Here is a 20,338-nt window from a genome sequence, read left to right as displayed (position 1 = left end):
GAAAGCTGGCCCGCCGCGCTGCGTTTTTCCGGTCAGGAAATCGTGTAGGTGGTACGTTCCCCGGGGTTGTAGAGGTCCCTGGCCAGTTGCAGGATCTGGTCCCGATGATGGTCGAAGGTGGCGAGAAGGGCGGATTCTTCCGCGGCACCCTGGTGGCTCAGGCGCAGAAGGATTTCGTCAGTGACCTGAAAGGCCACTTCGCGCGCGTTGTCGTAGCCCCAGAAGCAAACGCAGTGCCGCGCCGCATCGTAGCTGCGGCTGGGATTGGGAAAATTCAGTGCCATTGCAGACTCCTGTCCGGTCACGGTACGCCGTGCGTGTTGGGCTTGCTGGCGCCAGCCGGTGCTGCCGCCCCTAGTATGCGCCTGTTTCCCGCGAGCTGGGCATGTGTCCCCGCGGCCTGCTGGAGCGCATGGCCGCGGTCTTCGCGAAAGATATTTCTTTCGCCGGCGATTTAGCGCGTATGCTGGGATTGCCATTATCTCCAGGCAAGCCATTCAGGAGCCCATCATGGCCAAGAGTCAACTACGCAGCAGCCGCGAAGCCAAGAAACCCAAGCAACCGAAGAAGCCATCCGTGCCGGCCTCACCCTTCAGCACGGTCCAGTTTCGCGGGCACGATGAGGTCGCCAAGAAGAAGAAATGACTGAGACCGACAGTGCAGGGATCGTCTGGTCCCTTGTGTTCCTGGCCGTGTTGGTCGGGGTCTACGGCTACATCATCCGGGTGGGCATCCACCACAAGCCGGTGTTCGGCATAGCGAAGCACTCGCTTCGGTACTGGTGGCACCGGCTGGTCCACGTGACCAAGTAAGCAACGCCGGCCAGTCAGGCCGGCGCGGGCAAGATTTGCGGTTTTGCCGCACAATACAGCCTGCGCGCCGCACAGGAGCACGCTGGATCGATCAGAGGCGAGGGCACTGACCTCGCCCGTCAGCGGGCGGCATTTTGTTGAACATCCTGCAATCCTGTACATGGCCGCCCCACATGCACATTCCGCCGCGGATCCCGTCCGCGGCGCAGACGCTTCCGTTTCTTCCCGCGATCGCAATCCATCCGGCCGCCTGCCGCTGCTGGCGCTCGGGGTCGGCAGCTTCGGCATCGGCACCGGCGAATTCGTCATCATGGGCCTGCTGCCCGATGCCGCCAGCGACCTCGCCATCTCCATCCCGCAAGCCGGCCACCTGATCAGCGCCTATGCGCTGGGCGTGGTCATCGGCGCGCCGCTGCTGGCGGTGCTGGGCGCGCGCTGGCCGCGGCGCAACCTGCTGATCGCGCTGATGGCGGTGTTTGCCGCCGGCAATATCGCCAGCGCGCTGGCGCCTTCCTATCTGTCGATGATGGTGGCGCGCCTGCTCACGGGTTTTCCGCATGGCACGTACTTTGGCGTGGCGGCGCTGGTGGCCGCCAGCCTGGTCCCGCGCGAACGGCGCGCGCAGGCGGTGGGGCTGGTGATGCTGGGCCTGACCACTGCCACGCTGGTGGGCGTGCCGATCGCCGCCACGGTCGGCACCTGGCTGGGCTGGCGCTCGGCCTTCCTGATTGTCGGTGCCCTCGGCGCACTGACGGCGCTGCTGGTGTGGCGGTGGGTCCCGTTCGTGCCGGCCGACCGGTGCGCCAGCCCGCTCCGCGAACTGTCGGCGCTCAAGCGCAAGCAGGTCTGGCTGACGCTCGGTATCGGCGCGATCGGCTTCGGCGGCATGTTCTCGGTGTTCAGCTATATCAAGCCGACCATGCTGGAGCTGGCGCATATGCCGGCGGCGGGCATCCCGGTGGTGCTGGCCTTGTTCGGCATCGGCACGGTGGCGGGCAACCTTGCCGGCGCGAAGCTGGCCGACAAGGCATTGATGCCGACCATCGGCGGCGTGCTGGTGTGGGCGGCGCTGGTGCTGGGCGCCTTCGCCTTGACCGCGTCGCATCCCTGGCTGGCTGCCATCAATGTGCTGCTGGTGGGCACCACGGTGGCACTGGGCCCGGCCTTGCAGATCCGGCTGATGGATGTCTCCGGCGACGCGCAGACGCTGGCCGCGGCCCTCAACCACTCGGCCTTCAACATGGCCAACGCGCTCGGCGCGTGGCTGGGCGGGGTGACCATTGCCGCCGGCTACGGCTGGGAGTCCACCGGCTGGGTCGGCCTGCTGCTGGCGCTGGGCGGCCTGGTGGTCTATGCGTGGTCGATGCTGAGCATGGGTCGGCAGGGCGCGCCAGCCGCGGCGCAAGCGTGATGCAGGCGGACCTGGTGTGCGCACCAGGTCTGCAAGGAACAAAAAAGGGGTGCCTCATCGGGCACCCCTTTTTCATGCATCCGCTGGCGGGACGGGCTTACTCTGCGTCCGCGACGCTGGCGCCGACCACGTTGAAGCCGCCGTCGACATAGGTGATCTCGCCGGTCACGCCGCTGGCCAGGTCGGACAGCAGGAAGGCGGCCACGTTGCCGACTTCTTCGATGGTGACGTTGCGGCGCAGTGGCGCGGCCTGCTCGAAGTGGCCGAGCAGCTTGCCGAAGCCTTTGATGCCCGAGGCGGCCAGGGTCTTGATCGGGCCGGCGGAGATGCCGTTGGCGCGGATGCCGCGCGGACCGACCGACGAGGCCAGGTAGCGCACGCTGGCTTCCAGCGAGGCCTTGGCCAGGCCCATGGTGTTGTAGTTGGGGACCACGCGCTCGGCGCCCAGGTAGGTCAGCGTCAGCAGCGAGGCCTTGTCCGACAGCAGCGGCAGCGCGGCCTTGGCCAGCGCCGGGAAGCTGTAGGCGGAGATGTCATGGGCGATGCGGAAACCTTCGCGCGACAGGCCTTCCAGGAAGTCGCCGGCGATCGCCTCGCGCGGCGCGAAGCCGATCGAGTGCACCAGGCCGTCGAACTTATCCCAGCGCTGGCCCAGCGCGGCGAAGGTCGCGGCGATCTGCTCGTCGCTGCCGACGTCGCATTCGAACACCAGGTCGCTGCCGAATTCCTTGGCAAAGTCGCTGATCCGGTCCTTGAACCGTTCGCCGACATAGGTGAAGGCTAGTTCGGCGCCTTCGCGTTTGCACGCCGATGCGATGCCATAGGCGATCGACCGGTTAGAGAGCAAGCCGGTGATCAGGATCCGCTTACCTGCCAGAAATCCCATAAGTTCTCCAAGGTGGTGTATCAGGCACGCTTCGTGCGTCCGCCGTGCGGCCGTGTGCGTGCCTTTGCTGTCTTGCGGTCGTTTTTATTGCGCCGCGCAGAGGGAATGTCCGGATGGCTGGCGCCACCCCGGACGCATGTAAAATTGTCTCATACTTGGCCCGGCCACAGAATGCCGGGCCCCACAGGTCATAGTGGAGGAATCCAACGGGATGCCTATTCAAGCACGTTGGCCGCTTCAGGCGGCATGGCAGTGCTTCCGGCGGGATGCGGTACTGCGCGGTTGGGTTGCAAGCGGGCTGGCCATGGCGCTGGCGGCGGGGGTCTCTCTCTTTTCCAATCCGGCGCTGGCGGCGCATGGCTTCGCGCTGCACGGGGACCTGAAGTACCAGGCGGATTTCCGGCATTTCGACTATGCCAATCCCAATGCACCCGCCGGCGGCACGCTGACACTCGCCAATCCGGACCGGCGCACCAGTTTCGACAAGTTCAATCCGTTCACGCTGAAGGGCACGTCGGCGCCCGGCCTGAACGCGCTGATGTTCGAGTCGCTGCTGATCAGCAGCGCCGACGAGAGCGCGAGCGCCTATGGCTTGCTCGCCGAGGACGTCACGGTGGCGCCGGACGAGCTGTCGGTCACGTTCACCATCCGGCCCCAGGCGCGCTTCTCCAATGGCGACCCGGTGCTGGCGTCGGATGTCAAATATTCTTATGACATGCTGATGAGCAAGGCCTCGAGTCCGGGCTATCGCAGCATGTGTACCGATGTGAAGGCGGTGATCGTCGCCGGCGAGCGCACGGTGCGCTTCGAATTCAAGCAGCGCAACCGCGAGCTGCCGCTGATCGTAGGCTCGCTGCCGGTGTTCTCGAAGAAATGGACGGCCAAGGTCCCGTTCGAGAAGCTGACCTTCGAGCCGCCGGTCACCAGCGGCCCCTACCTGATCGAGCGCTATGACGCCGGCCGCGGCATCATCTTCCAGCGCGACCCGAAGTACTGGGGCAAGGATCTCGCGGTGCGCCGCGGCACCTTCAATTTCGCGCGCGTGGCCTACCGCCTGTACAAGGACGAGACCGCCAAGCTCGAGGCCTTCAAGGCAGGGGAGTTCGACGCCATCGTCGAATACAAGGCCAAGAACTGGGCCAAGAGCTACCAGGGCACCCGCTTTCGCAACGGCGAGCTGCTGAAGACCGAGTTCCCGCACCGCAACGGTGCCGGCATGCAGGGCTTCGTGATGAATATGCGCAAGCCGGTGTTCCAGGACGTGCGCGTGCGCCAGGCCCTGATCCTTGCGCTGGACTTCGAATGGCTGAACCGGCAGTTGTTCTACGGCGCCTACAGGCGGCTGGACAGCTGGTTCTCCAACAGCGAGCTGGCCGCCAGCGCCACCTTCGATGGCCGGCCCGGCCCGGGCGAGCTGGCGCTGCTTGAGCCGCTGCGCGCGGAATTGCCGCCGGAGGTGTTCGGCCCGGACGTGGTCCAGCCCAGCACTGCGGCGCCGCGTTCGCTGCGCGACAACCTGCGCCAGGCACGGCGCCTGCTGGCCCAGGCCGGCTGGACCTATACGGATGGCGCGCTGCGCAACGCCAAGGGCGAGACGCTGGTGTTCGAGTTCCTCGACGACGGCGGCGCCATGAGCCGCGTCATCACCACCTATGTGCGCAACCTGGAGAAGCTTGGCATCCAGGTGAACCAGCGCACCACGGACTTTGCGCTGTACCAGAAGCGGCTGGAGGATTTCGACTTCGACATGGTGTCGATCCGCTTTCCCGACTCGCAAAGCCCCGGCAACGAGCTGCGCGACCGCTTTTCCAGCGAGGCGGCCGGCACGCCGGGCTCGGACAACCTGTTCGGGCTGAAGTCGCCCGTGGTCGACAAGCTGGTGGACAACGTCTTGCACGCCCATACCCGGCAGGAGCTGGTCACCGCCGGGCGGGCGCTGGACCGGGTGCTGATGCATGGCTACTACATCGTGCCGAACTGGTACAGCGCATCGCACCGCGTGTCATACCGCAAGACGCTGGCCTACCCGGAGCGCCTTCCCTATTACTACACGGCCGAAGGCTGGATCCTGAGCCAATGGTGGCGCACGGACCTGCAGCCGCAGGCGCGCTGACGCGCCCGCCGCGACCAAGACAAGGAAGAGGACCGGCCGATGCTTGCCTACCTGCTCAAGCGCATTCTGCTGATGATCCCGACGCTGATCGGGGTCATCACGCTGACCTTCGTGGTGATCCAGTTCGTGCCGGGTGGCCCGGTCGAGCAGATGATGATGGAACTGAAAGGGCGGGGCGGTGCCGGCGAAGCCAGCGGCGGCGGCGCCGAATACCGCGGGCGGCGCGGCGTCGACCCCGAGAAGATCAAGGAGATCCAGGCCCTGTACGGCTTTGACAAGCCGCCGCTGGAGCGCTACTTCCTGATGCTCAAGCGCTTTGCCCAGTTCGACCTGGGCCAGAGCTATTTCCAGCACCGCAGCGTGTGGGAGCTGGTCAAGTCCAAGCTGCCGGTGTCGGTCAGCCTGGGTTTGTGGACCTTCTTCCTGACCTACCTGATATCGGTGCCGCTGGGCATTTCCAAGGCCATCCGCGCGGGCAGCCGCTTTGACGTGGTGACCAGCATCATCGTGCTGGTGGGCTATGCCATCCCCGGCTTCGTGCTGGGCGTGCTGCTGCTGGTGCTGTTCGGCGGCGGCACCTTCGTGCAGTGGTTCCCGCTGCGCGGGCTGACCTCCGACAACTGGGAGCAGCTCTCGCTGATGGGCAAGGTGATGGACTACCTGTGGCACCTGGTGCTGCCGATCACGGCATCGGTGGTGGGCAGCTTCGCGGTGGTCACCATGCTGACCAAGAATGCCTTCCTCGAGGAAATCCGCAAGCAATACGTGCTGACCGCGCGCGCCAAGGGCCTGGGCGAGCGCCGCGTGCTGTGGAAGCACGTGTTCCGCAACGCGCTGATCCCGCTGGTGACGGGATTCCCGGCCGCGTTCATCGGCGCCTTCTTCACCGGCTCGCTGCTGATCGAGACGCTGTTCTCGCTCGACGGGCTGGGCCTGCTGTCCTATGAGGCGGTGCTGCGGCGCGACTATCCGGTGGTGCTGGGCACGCTCTACCTGTTCACGCTGATCGGGCTGGTCACGCGCCTGATCTCCGATGTCTGCTACGTGCTGGTGGATCCGCGCATCCATTTCGAGGGCTTGCACCGATGAAACTGTTCACGCACGCGGCCCCCAACGGGCTGCCGCATTCGCCTTCGCCGCGCCAGCGCGCCTGGCAGCGCTTTCGCCGCAACCGGCGCGGCTACTGGAGCCTGGTGATCTTCGTGGTCATCTTCGTGCTGAGCCTGGGCGCCGAGCTGCTGTCCAGCAACCGGCCGCTGGTGGTGCACTACAAGGGCGAATGGTATTTCCCCATCGTCAAGGTCTACCCGGAAACCACCTTCGACGGCGATTTCGCCACGCCCGCGGACTACCTCGATCCGTATATCCGCGACCGCATCACCACCAACGGCAACTTCGCGGTGTTCCCGCTGAACCATTATTCGTACGACTCGCTCAACTACTTTGCCAAGGAGCCCAACCCGGCGCCGCCGTCGGCAGAGAACTGGCTGGGCACCGACGACCGCGGCCGCGACATCCTGGCCCGTCTGCTGTACGGCTTCCGCGTGTCGGTGCTGTTCAGCCTGGCGCTGACCGTGATCGGGGTGCTGGTGGGCACGCTGAGCGGGGCGCTGATGGGCTTCTTCGGCGGGCGCTTCGACCTGTTCTCGCAGCGTGCCATCGAGATCTGGAGCTCGATGCCGGAGCTGTACCTGCTGATCATCTTTGCCTCGATCTTCGAACCCAGCCTGGCGCTGCTGATCATCCTGCTGTCGCTGTTCGGCTGGATGGGCCTGTCCGACTACGTGCGCGCCGAGTTCTACCGCAACCGCTCGCTCGACTACGTCAAGGCCGCGCGCGCGCTGGGCCTGTCCAATGTGCAGATCATGTGGCGCCATATCCTGCCCAACAGCCTGACCCCGGTGATCACCTTCCTGCCGTTCCGCATGAGCGCCGCGATCCTGGCGCTGACCAGCCTGGACTTCCTCGGCATGGGCGTGCCGCCGACCACGCCCAGCCTGGGCGAGCTGCTGGCGCAGGGCAAGGCCAACCTGGATGCGTGGTGGATTTCGCTGTCGACCTTCGCGGTGCTGGTGGTCACGCTGCTGCTGCTGACCTTCATGGGCGACGCGCTGCGCGATGCCTTCGATACCCGCCTGGGCCTGGCGGCGCTGCGCGGCCGGGTCGAACCCAAGATCCCGGCCGGCGCGCCGACCGGGGCGGCACCGGAGGCCACGCCATGACCGCGGTGTCTCCCGTGATCCAGCCGGCCGAGGCGCCGGCCGCGGCGCCGGCGCCCGGTTCCACGCTGATGTGCGTCGACAAGCTTTCCGTCACCTTCGGCCACGGCGAGCATGCCACCCGTGCCGTGCGTGAAGTCAGCTTCGACCTGCGCGCGGGCGAGCGCTACGCGCTGGTGGGCGAGTCGGGCTCGGGCAAGACCGTGACCGCGCTGGCGATGCTGCGGCTGGTGGAAGACGCCTACTACGACGGCGCGATCCGCTTCGAGGGCAAGAACCTGCTGGAGGTGTCGGACCGCGAGATGCGCGGCATCCGCGGCGCCGAGATCGCGATGATTTTCCAGGAGCCGATGACGGCGCTCAACCCGCTGTACACCATCGGCAACCAGATCGTCGAGACGCTGGCGCTGCACGAGGGCCTGGACCGCCGCGCCGCGCGCGAGCGCGCCATCGCGCTGCTGGAGCGCACCGGCATCAGCGACGCCGCGCACCGCTTCGACAGCTTCCCGCACCAGCTCTCGGGCGGCCAGCGCCAGCGCGCCATGATTGCCATGGCGCTGGCCTGCCGCCCCAAGCTGCTGCTCGCCGACGAGCCGACCACGGCGCTGGACGTAACCATCCGCGCCCAGATCATGGACCTGCTGCGCGACCTGCAGGCCGAGTTCGGCATGGCGGTGATGCTGATCACCCATGACCTCAACCTGGTGCGTTCCTTTGCCCAGCGCGTGGGCGTGATGGAGAAGGGCGTGCTGGTCGAGACCGGCGAGACCGCGCAGCTGTTTGCCGCCCCCCAGCACCCCTACACCCGCAAGCTGATCGACAGCCGCCCCAGGCGCGAGGTGCTGCCGCTGGTGCCGCTGGCGCCGGTGCTGCTGGAAGCGCGCAAGCTGAGCGTCAACTACGCGCGCAAGCGCCGCGGGCTGGCCGGCTGGTTCGGCAAGGACCAGTTTGCGGCGGTCAAGGACGTGGACTTCCAGCTGCGCGAGGGCGAGACCGTCGGCATCGTCGGCGAGTCCGGTTCGGGCAAGACCACGCTGGCGCATACCGTGCTGGCGCTGCAGCGCAAGAGCGGCGGCACCATCCATTTCCTCGGCCGCAGCTTCGACACCGCGACGCGCGACGATCGCCGCCAGTTGCGCGCGCGCATGCAGGTGGTGTTCCAGGACCCGTTCGGCTCGCTGGCGCCGCGCATGACCATCGAGCAGATCGTCGGAGAAGGCCTGGCGCTGCACCAGCCCGGCCTGTCGCACGAGGGCACGCGCCAGCGCGTGATCGAAGCCCTGCGCGAGGTCGGCCTGGACCGCACCGCGCTGGGCCGCTATCCGCACGAATTCTCGGGCGGGCAGCGGCAGCGCATCGCGATTGCCCGGGTGCTGATCCTCAAGCCGCAGATCCTGGTGCTGGACGAGCCCACCTCGGCGCTGGACGTGTCGATCCAGCAGCAGGTGCTGGCGCTGCTGTCCCAGCTGCAACACAAGTACAACCTCACCTACCTGTTCATCAGCCATGACCTGGCGGTGATCCGCGCCATGGCGCATCGGGTTTTCGTGATGAAGGCAGGGGAGGTGGTCGAGGCCGGCGACACCGAAGCGGTGCTGGGCGCACCCCAGCACCCCTATACGCGCAAGCTGATGGCGGCGGCGCAGGTCGGCGCTGGCTGACCCGCAGGTGTGCGGCGCAGCAACGCCGCGGCCCCGCCTGGCTAGCATCCGGTGGTTCGGATCAATCCGATAAACAAGGTGCGAATTCCCGCCTATATCCTTGATTCGCCAGTCAAATCCGGCGAATTTGTAACGAACTTTGACATGTGAATGACAACCCTTTACCATCCCGCGAGAACTAGTTTTGGGGGTGGTCCGTCCGACGCATTGGATCGTGCATGGCACGATTGCGGTGCAAAACAGGCCCGGTAAGCCTGGTGCGGATGTTGCATAGGGTTCACCCCGCAGGTTCACATGAATTTCTCGCGAAGTTCACGCGAATTTCACATATACCCAGCTGCCCCGGACTTGTGCCGGGGCTTTCTGTGGAACGATCAACGGGAGAACCAATGCAGCGATCGGTACTTCATTCCCTGGCGCGTGCCGCCGTCGGAATTGCCATTGCCTGCGGTGCGACTGTGTCGAATGGAGTGCTGGCGGATACGGTATTCAAGGATGCCGACGCCCGTATCGATGCTACGGCCCACGCCGCGGATTCGCATGCGGAAGGCAAGCGCGGCTTGCTGTCGTCGGTGGTGAATTCCACCAGCAACGTTGCCAGCAAGGCTGGCGACCTGGTCATGAATGCGCTGGGCCTGATTGGCGTGCGTTACCGCTTCGGCGGCAACAGCCCCGAATCCGGCCTGGACTGCAGCGGCTTCGTCCGCTACGTGTTCCAGGACACCTTCGGCTTCATGCTGCCGCGCCGCTCTGTCGAAATCAGCCGTGTCGGCACCACCGTGGCGGCCACCGACCTGCGTCCGGGCGACCTGGTGTTCTTCAACACCATGCGCCAGACCTTCTCGCACGTTGGTATCTATATCGGCGACAACAAGTTCGTGCATGCCCCGTCCACGGGCAGCAAGATCCGTGTCGACGACATGCGTGCGTCTTACTGGGTGACCCGCTACAACGGCGCCCGCCGCATCGAGGATGGCAAGGAGGGCGGCGCCGATGGCCTCGGCGACATGGTCGAGACGCTCAAGCGCTACGACCCCAAGGTCGTCCGCGCATCGATGTACGGCGGCTGAGGTTCCGGCACGCTTCAAGCAAAAAGGACTGCTGCGGCAGTCCTTTTTGCTTTGGCGAGGCGTGCTCTCCCGGGCTATTGCACTGCGACCGTTCCGGCCGGTGCCAGGCGGGCCTGTTCCAGCCGCTGCCGCAGCGTTGCCATCACCGCCGTGGTGGCCTGTTCGCCGGCCAATATGGCCCGGTTGCGGGCGTTGAAGTCGCTGCCGCCCATATCGGGCAGCTCGGGGCGGATCACCACGTCGGCGCGCGCCAGTGCCATCTTGTTGATCGACTGGCCCATGATCGCGGTGGTCTGCAGCAGCACGCCGCTCTGGCCCGCGTTCTTCTGCGCCGACGGGTCGGCCGAGATGTTGACCGCGATGACAAAGTCCGCGCCCATGCCGCGCGCGGAATCCACCGGCACCGGCTCGACCAGGCCGCCGTCGACATAGTCGTGACCCTGGATCGACACCGGCTGGAACACCCCGGGCACGCTGCTCGACGCGCGCACGGCCTGGCCTGTGTTGCCGCGGCGGAACAGAATTTTCTCGCCGCTCTTGAGATCGGTGGCGACAATGCCCAGCGGCAGCTTCATGGTCTCGATGGTCCGGTTCTGCACCAGCCGGTTGATGTAGTTCTGCAGCGCCTCGCCCTTGAGCCAGCCGCCGAAGCGGGTGCCGAAGGGCAGGGCCCAGTCGGCGATGGCGGCCTCGTCCATGGTCAGCGCCAGCTTGTTCAGCTGGAAGCCATTCAGTCCGCTGGCGTAAAGCGCCGCCACGACTGCGCCGGCGCTGGTGCCGGTGACCAGGTCGGCATGGATGCCTTGCGCTTCGAGCGCCTTGATCACGCCGATATGGGCAAAGCCGCGCGCCGCGCCGCCGCCCAGCGCCAGGCCGATCTTGACGGGCCGCGGCGCGGGCGGGGTAGTGGCGAGCGGCGGCGCGGGACGCGGGCCGAACGAGCAGCCCGCCAGCAGGGCGGCCGCGGAGATGCCGAGGAAATGACGTCGTTGCATGAAGCGGGATCAGTAATCAGGTGGGACCGGCGGATACGGGATGTGATGCGGGCGCTCCTCCAGGGAGGCTGGCATCGCATAGCCTGAATCAGCGGCATCACCTCAGACCGGCGCAAGCATAAATGATTCCGCGCGGCGCCGGCACGCCGGGCGGGGCGAGGGATGCGCGTTGGTATAATGCAAGGCCTGCACATACACCAGCCTGCGCGCCGCTGCGCGCGGGCTTTCTTGTTTCTGCCCCTGACCATGACCCAACGCGTCCGCACCCGCTTTGCGCCGAGCCCGACCGGTTTTATCCACCTCGGCAATATCCGCTCCGCGCTCTATCCCTGGGCCTTCGCCCGCCGCATGAAGGGCGACTTCATCCTGCGCATCGAAGACACCGACGTCGAGCGTTCGTCGCAGGAAGCGGTCGACGTGATCCTCGAGAGCATGGCCTGGCTGGAGATGGATATCGACGAAGGCCCGTTCTACCAGATGCAGCGCATGGACCGCTATCGCGAAGTGGTCGCGCAGATGGTCGAATCCGGCCTGGCCTACCGCTGCTACATGAGCACCGAAGAGCTGGATGCCCTGCGCGAAGCCCAGCGCGAGCGCGGCGAGAAGCCGCGCTACAACGGCTTCTGGCGTCCCGAGCCGGGCAAGGTTCTGCCCGAGCCGCCGGCAGGGGTCGATCCGGTGATCCGCTTCAAGAATCCGATCGGCGGCAGCGTGGTGTGGGATGACGCGGTCAAGGGCCGCATCGAGATCTCCAACGACGAGCTCGACGACCTGGTGATCGCGCGCCCGGACGGCACCCCCACCTACAACTTCTGCGTGGTGGTGGACGACCTCGACATGAAGATCACCCACGTGATCCGCGGCGACGACCACGTCAACAACACCCCGCGCCAGATCAACATCATCCGCGCGCTGGGCGGCACGCCGCCGGTCTACGCCCACCTGCCGACCGTGCTTAACGAGCAGGGCGAGAAGATGAGCAAGCGCCATGGCGCGATGGCCGTGACCGGCTACCGCGACGAGGGCTATCTGCCCGAAGCCGTGCTGAACTACCTGGCGCGCCTGGGCTGGGCCCACGGCGACGCCGAGATCTTCTCGCGCGAGCAGTTCGTTGAATGGTTCGACCTGGAGCACCTGGGCAAGTCGCCCGCCCAGTACAACCCCGAGAAGCTGGCCTGGCTGAACAACCACTACATCAAGGTCGGCGACAACCAGCGCCTGGCCACGCTGACGCAGCCGTTCATCGAGGCGCTCGGAGGCAAGGTGGAAGGGGCGGACCTGGCCGGCGTGGTGGCGCTGGTGAAGGACCGCGCCAATACGCTGAAGGAGGTCGCGCAGGCGGCGCTGCTGTTCTATCGCGGCGAGCCGCAGGCGGAAGCCGCGCTCAAGGCCGAGCACCTGACCCCGGAAATCCAGCCCGCGCTGGCGGTGCTGGCCGCCCAGCTGGCCGCGCTGCCGGAATGGAAGCGCGAAGCCATCAGCGCCACCTTCAAGGCCGTGCTCGCCGAGTTCGGCCTGAAGATGCCCAAGCTGGCCATGCCGGTGCGCCTGCTGGTGGCCGGCCAGCTGCAGACGCCGGGCATCGATGCGGTGCTGGAACTGTTCGGCCGCGACACGGTGCTGCGCCGCCTGGCGGCAGCTGCATAAAAAATCGTAAAAAGTCCGCGCCGGGGGCTTGCGCTCCGGGCCGGACTTGCGCATAATCTCTTTCTCCCTGCAGCGCGGTCCCTGACCAAGCTGGCTGGTGGATCCGCAAGGATCTTCGCAATCTCCGAACTGATTTTTGAAGTGACGGGAAAGCGAAAAAAGCTGAAACGGGAGCTTGCAAAGATTAATGGTTGATATATAATCTTGGCTTCGCCTGAAACGGTAGTTAATTCAGGCGAAAGCGCAGCAAGTTGCAGTAAATGGCAGTACCATGGGGCTATAGCTCAGCTGGGAGAGCGCTTGCATGGCATGCAAGAGGTCAGCGGTTCGATCCCGCTTAGCTCCACCAAGATTTAGGTGTCATCCAGGTTGTTTGGGGTGGCGCCAGACGGAACGTGTTGAAAGACAAGTTTCTGTCCCCTTCGTCTAGAGGCCTAGGACATCACCCTTTCACGGTGAGTACAGGGGTTCGAATCCCCTAGGGGACGCCATAACAACAGGGCGTAATCAGACGCCCAGTCGACTGAAGCGAAGCTTCGGAAGGCGCCGACTAAGGAGTGGTAGTTCAGTCGGTTAGAATACCGGCCTGTCACGCCGGGGGTCGCGGGTTCGAGTCCCGTCCACTCCGCCAAAACTGAACCCGCATGGTTTGCACCATGCGGGTTTTTCTTTGGGTGAGGGATTATGTCGTTAATCGCTGCAAACGCAATAAAAAATGTTGCATTCGTTGCGAAATTCGCTATATAATCCTGTCTTCGCTGCAAATGCTGCGGTAAGCGGCAGGCAGCGAAGGTGGTTCCAGCAGTAACCGTCCAGCCGTACCGGATACGGGGCTATAGCTCAGCTGGGAGAGCGCTTGCATGGCATGCAAGAGGTCAGCGGTTCGATCCCGCTTAGCTCCACCAGAATTTGGGAAGCGTCTGAAAAGAAGCTTCCCAGGCGCGAAAAAGCCTGCTATGATGGCGGACTTTCCAGCGCAAGACAGAAAACGCGTTGTAAAACAAGTTTCTGTCCCCTTCGTCTAGAGGCCTAGGACATCACCCTTTCACGGTGAGTACAGGGGTTCGAATCCCCTAGGGGACGCCATAACAACAGGGCGTAATCAGACGCCCAGTCGACTGAAGCGAAGCTTCGGAAGACGCCGACTAAGGAGTGGTAGTTCAGTCGGTTAGAATACCGGCCTGTCACGCCGGGGGTCGCGGGTTCGAGTCCCGTCCACTCCGCCAAATTAGAACGCCCGCGCAAGCGGGCGTTTTTCTTTTCCGGCTGCTGAAATCGCGGCCGCCGCCCTTGCGGGCGGCCAGTGCCAGAGTCAGTTTTCCGGATCCTTGCTGACCCGGCTGAAATACCGCACCAGCAGCACGCCTGCAATCGCCAGGCTGATGCTGTTGGCCAGCCAGAAGCCGCTGGCGCCGCGCGTGAAGGCCGGCATGCCCTCGATCAGCCCGAAGCCCAGCACATAACCCCCGCCCAGTCCGATGCCCCACAGCGAGCCGGCGTAGATCAGCGTCGGAATCAGCGCGATCTTGTACGCGCGCAGGATAAACGCCGTCATCACCTGCACCGCGTCGAAGGCCTGGTAGAACGCCACGAACAGCACCAGCGGCAGCGCTGCCGCGACCACCGCGGGATCGCTCGCGTAGGCATGCAGCACCGGCTTGCGCAGCAGCCACAGCAGGGCACCGGTCAGCACCGCCAGCGTCACCGCCATGCGGATGCCGCGCCAGGCAAGGCGGCTGGCGCCGGCCAGGTCGCGCGCGCCGAGATGCTGTGCCACCAGCGTCGAGGTGGCAATCCCCAGCGACAGCGGCAGCATGTAGGCCACCGCGCCCAGGTTGGCGATGATCTGGTGCCCGGCCAGCGTGACCGTGCCCAGGCGCGTGATGAAGATCGACATCAGCGTGAACGAGGTGATCTCGATCAGGTAGGTCAGGCCCATCGGCAGGCCCAGCCGCAGCAGCGCGCGCAGCGGGGCGGCAGCCGGCCAGCTCCACATACTGAAGATCCGCAGCGGGTGATAGGCGCTGCCATAGCGCAGGATCAGCAGCCCGGCGATGCACCAGGCCCAGCTGATCAGCGTTGAGGCCAGGCCGCAGCCGGGGCCGCCCATGGCCGGCACGCCCAGGCCGCCGTGGATGAACCAGGCATTGAGCGGCACCTTCAGCGCCAGCCCGCCGATCTGCAGCACCGTCACCATGATCGGGCGCGACAGCGCATTGTTCAGCGCCGAGTAGATGCGGAAACCCAGCGCCGCCGGCAGCCCGAAGGCTCCGAAGTGCAGGTAGGCAGTGGCCTTCTCGACCAGTTCGGGCGGCGCCTTGGCGAAAGCGAGCAGCGGGGCCGGGAAGGCCAGCAGCAGCACGCCCGGAATCGCCAGCGCGGCGCCCAGCCATGCGGCCTGCCGGACCTCGGCGCCGATCGCTTCGATGCGGCCGGCGCCATAGAGCTGGCCGGCGATGGGCGACAGCGCCTGCAATACGCCCATCAGGCTGATATAGATGGTGACATAGATCGAGCCGCCCAAGCCCACGGCGGCCAGGTCGGTCGCCGAGGCGCGCCCGGCCATTGCGGTATCGATGACGCCAAAGGCAATAACGGCAAGCTGGCCGGCCAGCACTGGGCCGGCCAGGCTGGCAATACGGCGAAGGTCTTGGAACAGGGTCATTCAGGGCTCGGCAGGCTTGGTCAGGGCTGGATGGTCAGCCCCGCAGCCGCCTGCGGCCGGAATGGTTCGATGGTGCGACAGGCGCTGCGGTGGTAGTGACGCCGGAAAGGGCTCAGGGCTGGCGCGGCAGGCGGCGCCGCGGCAGGTCGGGGCGCGGATGGACGGCGCGCGCGGTATCGACCAGCCGGTACATGCGGAAGCGCTCGTCGCGGTCCGCGGGGCGGCGGCCTTCCCAGATCAGCCGCCACTCGAAATGCGAGATATTGCCCGGCTCGCCATAGTCGACCGCGTCATGGCGCAGCAGCACGTCGCAGCCGTCGTTGGGGCCGCCAAAGCGGATATGGCCGAAATAGGCAAACGACGCCAGCTGCGCATCGCCCATGCGGATCGGCTGGACGCACTGGTAGGCAGGCGGCAGCGCCATCGCCGCAGCCTGGGCCACGTCGCGGTAGGTCTTGCCGTAGTTGATCGAGGGCAGCCACAGCGTCATGGCCATGACCCACATCAGGGTGGTGCCGGCGGCGGAAATCACCACCGGGCGCCAGATCTGCTTGGGCGCGCGCGACAGCCGCCAGCGCACGATCAGCACCCACGCGACCGTGGCCGCCAGCGCAAACACCACCGCGGCGATGGTGAACTCATGCTGGTAGCCGGGCAGCTGGCGGAAGACGTTGCGTGCGATGCGCGGCGGCCAGCCGGTGGTCTTGGCGATCCACATGAACCAGACCGTGCCGCCGAAGATGGTGAAGAACAGCAGCGCGAACCAGTCGATCGCGTTGATCACGCCGCGCGCCAGCGTGGGCAGCGCGAATGCGGCCAGCACGGCCATCGGCGGCAGCAGCAGGATGAACTGCACGTCGCCGGCACTGCGCTGCAGGAACAGCAGCACCAGCACCGGCAGCAGCAGCGCCAGCGGCGCCGCCACATGGGGGGCGCGGCGCATGCCGGTCCATGCGATCCAGGCCCAGCCCGCGATCGGCCAGACCGGCCACGTGTACAGGAACAGGTTGCGCACGTTGAAGCCGAAGGTCGCCACATTGGGCGAGCCGTAGCTGCGGCGGTCATAGCGCGACCATTCGCGGATGAAGGTCACCGCCTCGTCGCGGTCGGCCGCGCCGAAGTAGGCGGCCGCCAGCCACGCCGACACCATCAGCAGCGCCAGCGGAATGCCGATGGCGGCCAGGCGCCGCCACGGCAGCGGCTTGCACACCAGTGCGCAGACCGCGCTGCCTCCCAGCAGCGCCAGCGGCAGCAGGGGCCCGCTGGCCAGCGCCAGCCCGCCCAGCGCGGCACCATAGACCAGGCTGCCCTGGATGGGCTTGTCGAGGCTGCGCACCATGCCGTACAGGGCCAGTGCGATAAAGGCGACCTGGCCGACCTGCGGCGTGGTCTCGTGCCCGCGCATGGCCAGGCCCACGCAGGCCAGGAAGATCAGCAGCGCGCCGTCGGCCAGCGTGCGGCCGTAATCGCGCGCGTTGGGCTGGCCGCCGAAGGCGTAGGCAAATGGCTGGACCTCGTCGCGCCGGCCCAGCAGGTAGGTGGTGTACCAGATGCAGGCGCAGGTCGCGAAGAAGAACAGCGCCGTGGCCAGCCGCGCGGCGTCGGCCGCGCCCAGCCAGCTGCCGAAGCCGCGGATCATCAGCGCGCCGATCCAGAACACCAGCGGGCCGTCCTCGCTGTACGGGCGGCCGACGATATTCGGCATCAGCCAGTCGTGCAGGTTGCCGGTGGCCAGCTGCCACATCACGCCAAAGCCGGCGGCGTCCTCGTTCTTCCACGGGTCGCGGCCGAACAGGCCGACCAGGCCATAGATGATGCAGATCGCCAGCAGCAGCGCGCGCGGCAGGGCGCCGGTCGCGGCAGCGGTCAACTGGACGGGGGAGGTATTGGCTTGACGCATCGATGCTCAGGTCGGGCCGTGGCGCAATGGCGCGAAGGCCACAGTATCGCGCATGCGGCGGCCGCGCGGGCCGTGGCATGGCGTGGAAGCCTCACGGGGTGTGGGGTAAATCCAATGAATGCGGCGGTACCGGTCGTGGTCCGGCATAAAAGCAAAGAGGCAGCCGATGCTGCCTCTTTGCTGTTTCGCACAGGCCCCGGAGCATCTGTCCGCAGGCCTTGCGAAGCGGGGTTCGCTGAAAGCGATTTACTTCGCAGCCTTGCCCAGCTTGTTGCCGAACTTCTGGCGGAACTTTTCCACGCGGCCGGCCGTGTCCATGATCTTCTGGGTGCCGGTGTAGAACGGGTGCGATTCCGACGAGACTTCGATCTTGGCCAGCGGGTATTCCTTGCCGTCCTTCACGATCTTGTCCTTGGTCTGGATGGTCGAGCGGGTGATGAAGCTGAAGTCGCTGGACATGTCCTGGAACACGACTTCGCGGTAATTCGGGTGAATGCCTTCTTTCATGATGAGTCCTTTCTGGTTGGGTAGCCAGTCCGTTGCAATCCGCTGTTCTCCGCCGAGGGCGAGAGCGTGCATGGCGCGGCGACGAACGAACCACTTGCCGGTAACGGGCAAACCGGGATTATGGCAGAAAAACAAATACTTGGGGAAGAGGCAGCGCCACGCGCGGCACAGAAAGTGTGGCGCAGGAATATGGCAAAAGCATCACATGGAGGCCGGGTCCTGGCGATAGAAGACGGCCAGCGACTGGTATACAACCGGCCAGTGCCGCGCCAGCCCGGTCGGCTCGACAAAAAATGCCTCTGACGTCACGGCAAAGAACTCGCTCGGCGCCTCGTTCCCGTATGGGTCGATGATGCGCAGTGCCGGCGGCAGCCGCTCCGGGTGCTCCCAGTCGGCCTCGTCGCGTGCCTCCCAGGCCTCGGCAAAGCGGTCGTACTCGGTCAGGAAGGTCTCGGCCCAGGCTTCCGCGTCGATGTCCGGGTGCAGCACGCGCGAGAAGGGCGGCACGCCGTCGGGCTCGCCGTCGAGCATGTCCAGCTTGTGGGCGAACTCGTGGATGACCACGTTGTAGGTGTCGGCCGGCAGTTCGTGGTCGCTGTCGATGCCGGCCCCGGGGGTGTGCACGTCGGGCCAGGACAGGATCACCGGCCCGTGCTCCCAGGCCTCGCCGCTGGCTTCCTCGACCACGCCGTGCACCAGGCCGATCTCGTCCTGCACGGTCCGGCGGATGATGAACTCGCCCGGGTAGAGCACGATGCCGTGCCAGCCCCGGTACCAAGGCAGCCCCAGCTTCAGGATCGGCACGCAGGCCTGCACGGCAACGCTGGCCACCATGTCGTCGGCCAGCGGCAGGTCGTGCGCGGTGGAGTATTCCTTGTCAGCGATGAACAGCGTGGCCAGCTCGCGCAGCGCCGCGAGGTCTTCGCTGCCGTAGCGTTGCACGAACGGCAGCGTGGCGACCGTGCGCGCCCACAGCGCATCGGGGATGGCGTAGTGCTCCAGCTTGCGGGCCCGCGAGCGGGTGCGCAGGAATGAGGTCAGTTTGCCGAGCATGGGCGTAGCGCGGTGCGCTGTGAAATGGTCCGGCAACAAAAAAGGTCGGGCAACAAAAAAAGGCGTGCCGTGGCACGCCTTCCTGTCCGCCTTGCGGCGATGCTGCGTTGACGCTGCAGCGAGGGCTCAGCCGCCTCTGCGCATCATATCGAAAAACTCGGCGTTGTTCTTCGTGGCCTTCATCTTGTCCATGATGAATTCCATCGCCTGCACTTCATCCATGTCGGAGATGAACTTGCGCAGGATCCAGATCTTCTGCAGGATTTCCGGCTTGATCAGCAGCTCTTCGCGGCGCGTGCCCGACTTGTTCAGGTTGATCGACGGGTAGACGCGCTTCTCGGCCAGGCGGCGTTCCAGGTGCACTTCCATGTTGCCGGTGCCCTTGAACTCTTCATAGATCACGTCGTCCATGCGGCTGCCGGTTTCGATCAGCGCGGTGGCGATGATGGTCAGCGAACCGCCTTCTTCCAGGTTGCGCGCGGCACCGAAGAAGCGCTTCGGGCGCTGCAGCGCGTTGGCGTCCACGCCACCGGTCAGCACCTTGCCCGAGGCCGGCACCACGGTGTTGTAGGCCCGCGCCAGGCGGGTGATCGAGTCCAGCAGGATCACCACGTCGCGCTTCAGTTCGACCAGGCGCTTGGCCTTCTCGATCACCATTTCGGCAACCTGGACGTGGCGGATGGCCGGTTCGTCGAAGGTCGACGCAACCACTTCGCCGCGCACCGATCGCATCATCTCGGTCACTTCTTCCGGGCGTTCGTCGATCAGCAGCACGAACAGGTCCGCTTCCGGATGGTTGTTGGCAATCGCGTGGGCGATGTGCTGCAGCATCACGGTCTTGCCGGACTTGGGCGATGCCACCAGCAGCGCACGCTGGCCGCGGCCGATCGGCGCGATCATGTCGATGATGCGGCCGGTGATGTTCTCTTCAGCCTTGATATCGCGTTCGAGCGTGAGCGGCCGGTTCGGGTGCAGCGGCGTCAGGTTCTCGAACATGATGCGGTTCTTGACCGCTTCGGGCGGCTGCCCGTTGACCTTGTCCACCTTGACCAGTGCAAAGTAGCGTTCGCCGTCCTTGGGCGTACGCACTTCACCCTCGATCGAATCGCCGGTGTGCAGGTTGAAGCGGCGGATCTGGGACGGACTGATGTAGATGTCGTCCGTGCTGGCCAGATACGAGGTTTCGGGCGAGCGCAGGAAGCCGAAGCCGTCGGGCAGCACCTCCAGCGTGCCGTCTCCAAAGATGGTTTCGCCCATCTTGGCGCGCTTCTTCAGGATCGCAAACATCAGTTCCTGTTTGCGCATCCGTTGTGCGTTGTCGATCTCGAGCGTAGCCGCCATTTCGAGAAGCGCAGACACGTGAAGCGATTTGAGTTCTGTCAGGTGCATAGACGAGGGG

General features: G+C 65.7%; 17 protein-coding genes and 6 tRNA genes. 15 read left to right on the top strand and 8 right to left on the bottom strand.

The window, feature by feature from the left end:
- Positions 1–32: 32 nt before the first annotated feature.
- Positions 33–284, bottom strand: coding sequence for a DUF1488 family protein (locus AC3WON_RS12120; RefSeq protein WP_010814281.1), 252 nt, complete (start codon positions 282–284; stop codon positions 33–35).
- A gap of 226 nt (positions 285–510) precedes the next feature.
- Between AC3WON_RS12120 and AC3WON_RS12115 the strand changes: the two genes are divergently transcribed.
- From AC3WON_RS12115 to AC3WON_RS12105, 3 genes are all read left to right on the top strand, one after another.
- Complete coding sequence (locus AC3WON_RS12115; protein WP_013957262.1) at positions 511–645, top strand: hypothetical protein; 135 nt, start codon at positions 511–513, stop codon at positions 643–645.
- On the top strand, positions 642–812 hold the full coding sequence (locus AC3WON_RS12110) for a hypothetical protein (RefSeq protein WP_492320613.1): 171 nt from the start codon (positions 642–644) through the stop codon (positions 810–812). The genes AC3WON_RS12115 and AC3WON_RS12110 overlap by 4 nt, the downstream gene beginning before the upstream one ends.
- 160 nt (positions 813–972) lie before the next feature.
- Entirely contained in the window at positions 973–2,223 is a 1,251-nt protein-coding gene (locus AC3WON_RS12105) for an MFS transporter (RefSeq protein WP_492320614.1), read from the top strand.
- Positions 2,224–2,320: 97 nt separating this feature from the next.
- Here the strand turns inward: AC3WON_RS12105 and fabI are convergent, their stop codons facing one another.
- Positions 2,321–3,109 carry an enoyl-ACP reductase FabI gene (gene fabI / locus AC3WON_RS12100; RefSeq protein ID WP_010814278.1) on the bottom strand — a complete coding sequence of 263 codons (789 nt, stop codon included), beginning with the start codon at positions 3,107–3,109 and terminating at the stop codon, positions 2,321–2,323.
- Between the two features lie 211 nt (positions 3,110–3,320).
- Between fabI and AC3WON_RS12095 the strand changes: the two genes are divergently transcribed.
- The 5 genes from AC3WON_RS12095 to AC3WON_RS12075 all read left to right on the top strand — a co-directional run bounded on the left by AC3WON_RS12095 (position 3,321) and on the right by AC3WON_RS12075 (position 10,172).
- Positions 3,321–5,222 carry an extracellular solute-binding protein gene (locus AC3WON_RS12095; RefSeq protein WP_492320615.1) on the top strand — a complete coding sequence of 634 codons (1,902 nt, stop codon included), beginning with the start codon at positions 3,321–3,323 and terminating at the stop codon, positions 5,220–5,222.
- A gap of 39 nt (positions 5,223–5,261) precedes the next feature.
- Positions 5,262–6,311, top strand: a complete 1,050-nt coding sequence (locus tag AC3WON_RS12090) for a microcin C ABC transporter permease YejB (RefSeq protein ID WP_010814276.1) — start codon at positions 5,262–5,264, stop codon at positions 6,309–6,311.
- The gene (locus AC3WON_RS12085; protein ID WP_492320616.1) at positions 6,308–7,444 is read left to right on the top strand and encodes an ABC transporter permease; all 1,137 of its coding nucleotides are present in this window, start codon (positions 6,308–6,310) and stop codon (positions 7,442–7,444) included. Before AC3WON_RS12090 ends, AC3WON_RS12085 begins: the two co-directional genes overlap by 4 nt.
- Complete coding sequence (locus tag AC3WON_RS12080; RefSeq protein ID WP_492320617.1) at positions 7,441–9,102, top strand: ABC transporter ATP-binding protein; 1,662 nt, start codon at positions 7,441–7,443, stop codon at positions 9,100–9,102. Before AC3WON_RS12085 ends, AC3WON_RS12080 begins: the two co-directional genes overlap by 4 nt.
- A gap of 389 nt (positions 9,103–9,491) precedes the next feature.
- Positions 9,492–10,172, top strand: a complete 681-nt coding sequence (locus AC3WON_RS12075) for a C40 family peptidase (protein ID WP_492320618.1) — start codon at positions 9,492–9,494, stop codon at positions 10,170–10,172.
- A 74-nt stretch (positions 10,173–10,246) separates the two neighbouring features.
- Here the strand turns inward: AC3WON_RS12075 and AC3WON_RS12070 are convergent, their stop codons facing one another.
- Entirely contained in the window at positions 10,247–11,167 is a 921-nt protein-coding gene (locus tag AC3WON_RS12070) for a patatin-like phospholipase family protein (protein ID WP_492351914.1), read from the bottom strand.
- Between the two features lie 246 nt (positions 11,168–11,413).
- On the opposite strand from AC3WON_RS12070, the gene gltX reads away from it, so the two are divergent.
- The 7 genes from gltX (at position 11,414) to AC3WON_RS12035 (ending at position 14,040) form a co-directional block, all read left to right on the top strand.
- Positions 11,414–12,814, top strand: coding sequence for a glutamate--tRNA ligase (gltX, locus tag AC3WON_RS12065; protein WP_492320619.1), 1,401 nt, complete (start codon positions 11,414–11,416; stop codon positions 12,812–12,814).
- Positions 12,815–13,087: 273 nt separating this feature from the next.
- Positions 13,088–13,163 (top strand) — tRNA-Ala (locus AC3WON_RS12060).
- Positions 13,164–13,229: 66 nt separating this feature from the next.
- Positions 13,230–13,305, top strand: a tRNA-Glu gene (locus AC3WON_RS12055).
- A 63-nt stretch (positions 13,306–13,368) separates the two neighbouring features.
- A tRNA-Asp gene (locus AC3WON_RS12050) sits at positions 13,369–13,445 on the top strand.
- 198 nt (positions 13,446–13,643) lie between these two features.
- Positions 13,644–13,719: transfer RNA gene (locus tag AC3WON_RS12045), tRNA-Ala, on the top strand.
- Positions 13,720–13,824: 105 nt separating this feature from the next.
- Positions 13,825–13,900, top strand: a tRNA-Glu gene (locus tag AC3WON_RS12040).
- Between the two features lie 63 nt (positions 13,901–13,963).
- Positions 13,964–14,040, top strand: a tRNA-Asp gene (locus tag AC3WON_RS12035).
- 86 nt (positions 14,041–14,126) lie between these two features.
- Here the strand turns inward: AC3WON_RS12035 and AC3WON_RS12030 are convergent.
- The 5 genes from AC3WON_RS12030 to rho form a co-directional block, all read right to left on the bottom strand.
- Positions 14,127–15,479: an MATE family efflux transporter gene (locus tag AC3WON_RS12030; RefSeq protein WP_492351913.1), complete on the bottom strand. Its 1,353-nt coding sequence runs from the start codon at positions 15,477–15,479 to the stop codon at positions 14,127–14,129.
- Between the two features lie 112 nt (positions 15,480–15,591).
- On the bottom strand, positions 15,592–17,379 hold the full coding sequence (locus AC3WON_RS12025) for an ArnT family glycosyltransferase (RefSeq protein ID WP_011615638.1): 1,788 nt from the start codon (positions 17,377–17,379) through the stop codon (positions 15,592–15,594).
- Positions 17,380–17,625: 246 nt separating this feature from the next.
- Complete coding sequence (locus tag AC3WON_RS12020) at positions 17,626–17,886, bottom strand: type B 50S ribosomal protein L31 (protein ID WP_010814268.1); 261 nt, start codon at positions 17,884–17,886, stop codon at positions 17,626–17,628.
- A 201-nt stretch (positions 17,887–18,087) separates the two neighbouring features.
- Positions 18,088–18,939 carry a M90 family metallopeptidase gene (locus AC3WON_RS12015; RefSeq protein WP_492351912.1) on the bottom strand — a complete coding sequence of 284 codons (852 nt, stop codon included), beginning with the start codon at positions 18,937–18,939 and terminating at the stop codon, positions 18,088–18,090.
- A 126-nt stretch (positions 18,940–19,065) separates the two neighbouring features.
- Positions 19,066–20,328: a transcription termination factor Rho gene (gene rho / locus AC3WON_RS12010; protein WP_010814266.1), complete on the bottom strand. Its 1,263-nt coding sequence runs from the start codon at positions 20,326–20,328 to the stop codon at positions 19,066–19,068.
- Between the last annotated feature and the right edge of the window lie 10 nt (positions 20,329–20,338).

Source organism: Cupriavidus sp. FW305-46 (assembly GCF_058787075.1).
This window is presented reverse-complemented; position numbering and strand designations above follow the sequence as displayed.

Coding starts and splice junctions, on each gene's coding strand:
- AC3WON_RS12120 (WP_010814281.1), bottom strand. CDS start 284: ATGGCACTGAATTTTCCCAATCCCAGCCGCAGCTACGATGCGGCGCGG.
- AC3WON_RS12115 (WP_013957262.1), top strand. CDS start 511: ATGGCCAAGAGTCAACTACGCAGCAGCCGCGAAGCCAAGAAACCCAAG.
- AC3WON_RS12110 (WP_492320613.1), top strand. CDS start 642: ATGACTGAGACCGACAGTGCAGGGATCGTCTGGTCCCTTGTGTTCCTG.
- AC3WON_RS12105 (WP_492320614.1), top strand. CDS start 973: ATGGCCGCCCCACATGCACATTCCGCCGCGGATCCCGTCCGCGGCGCA.
- fabI (WP_010814278.1), bottom strand. CDS start 3,109: ATGGGATTTCTGGCAGGTAAGCGGATCCTGATCACCGGCTTGCTCTCT.
- AC3WON_RS12095 (WP_492320615.1), top strand. CDS start 3,321: ATGCCTATTCAAGCACGTTGGCCGCTTCAGGCGGCATGGCAGTGCTTC.
- AC3WON_RS12090 (WP_010814276.1), top strand. CDS start 5,262: ATGCTTGCCTACCTGCTCAAGCGCATTCTGCTGATGATCCCGACGCTG.
- AC3WON_RS12085 (WP_492320616.1), top strand. CDS start 6,308: ATGAAACTGTTCACGCACGCGGCCCCCAACGGGCTGCCGCATTCGCCT.
- AC3WON_RS12080 (WP_492320617.1), top strand. CDS start 7,441: ATGACCGCGGTGTCTCCCGTGATCCAGCCGGCCGAGGCGCCGGCCGCG.
- AC3WON_RS12075 (WP_492320618.1), top strand. CDS start 9,492: ATGCAGCGATCGGTACTTCATTCCCTGGCGCGTGCCGCCGTCGGAATT.
- AC3WON_RS12070 (WP_492351914.1), bottom strand. CDS start 11,167: ATGCAACGACGTCATTTCCTCGGCATCTCCGCGGCCGCCCTGCTGGCG.
- gltX (WP_492320619.1), top strand. CDS start 11,414: ATGACCCAACGCGTCCGCACCCGCTTTGCGCCGAGCCCGACCGGTTTT.
- AC3WON_RS12030 (WP_492351913.1), bottom strand. CDS start 15,479: ATGACCCTGTTCCAAGACCTTCGCCGTATTGCCAGCCTGGCCGGCCCA.
- AC3WON_RS12025 (WP_011615638.1), bottom strand. CDS start 17,379: ATGCGTCAAGCCAATACCTCCCCCGTCCAGTTGACCGCTGCCGCGACC.
- AC3WON_RS12020 (WP_010814268.1), bottom strand. CDS start 17,886: ATGAAAGAAGGCATTCACCCGAATTACCGCGAAGTCGTGTTCCAGGAC.
- AC3WON_RS12015 (WP_492351912.1), bottom strand. CDS start 18,939: ATGCTCGGCAAACTGACCTCATTCCTGCGCACCCGCTCGCGGGCCCGC.
- rho (WP_010814266.1), bottom strand. CDS start 20,328: ATGCACCTGACAGAACTCAAATCGCTTCACGTGTCTGCGCTTCTCGAA.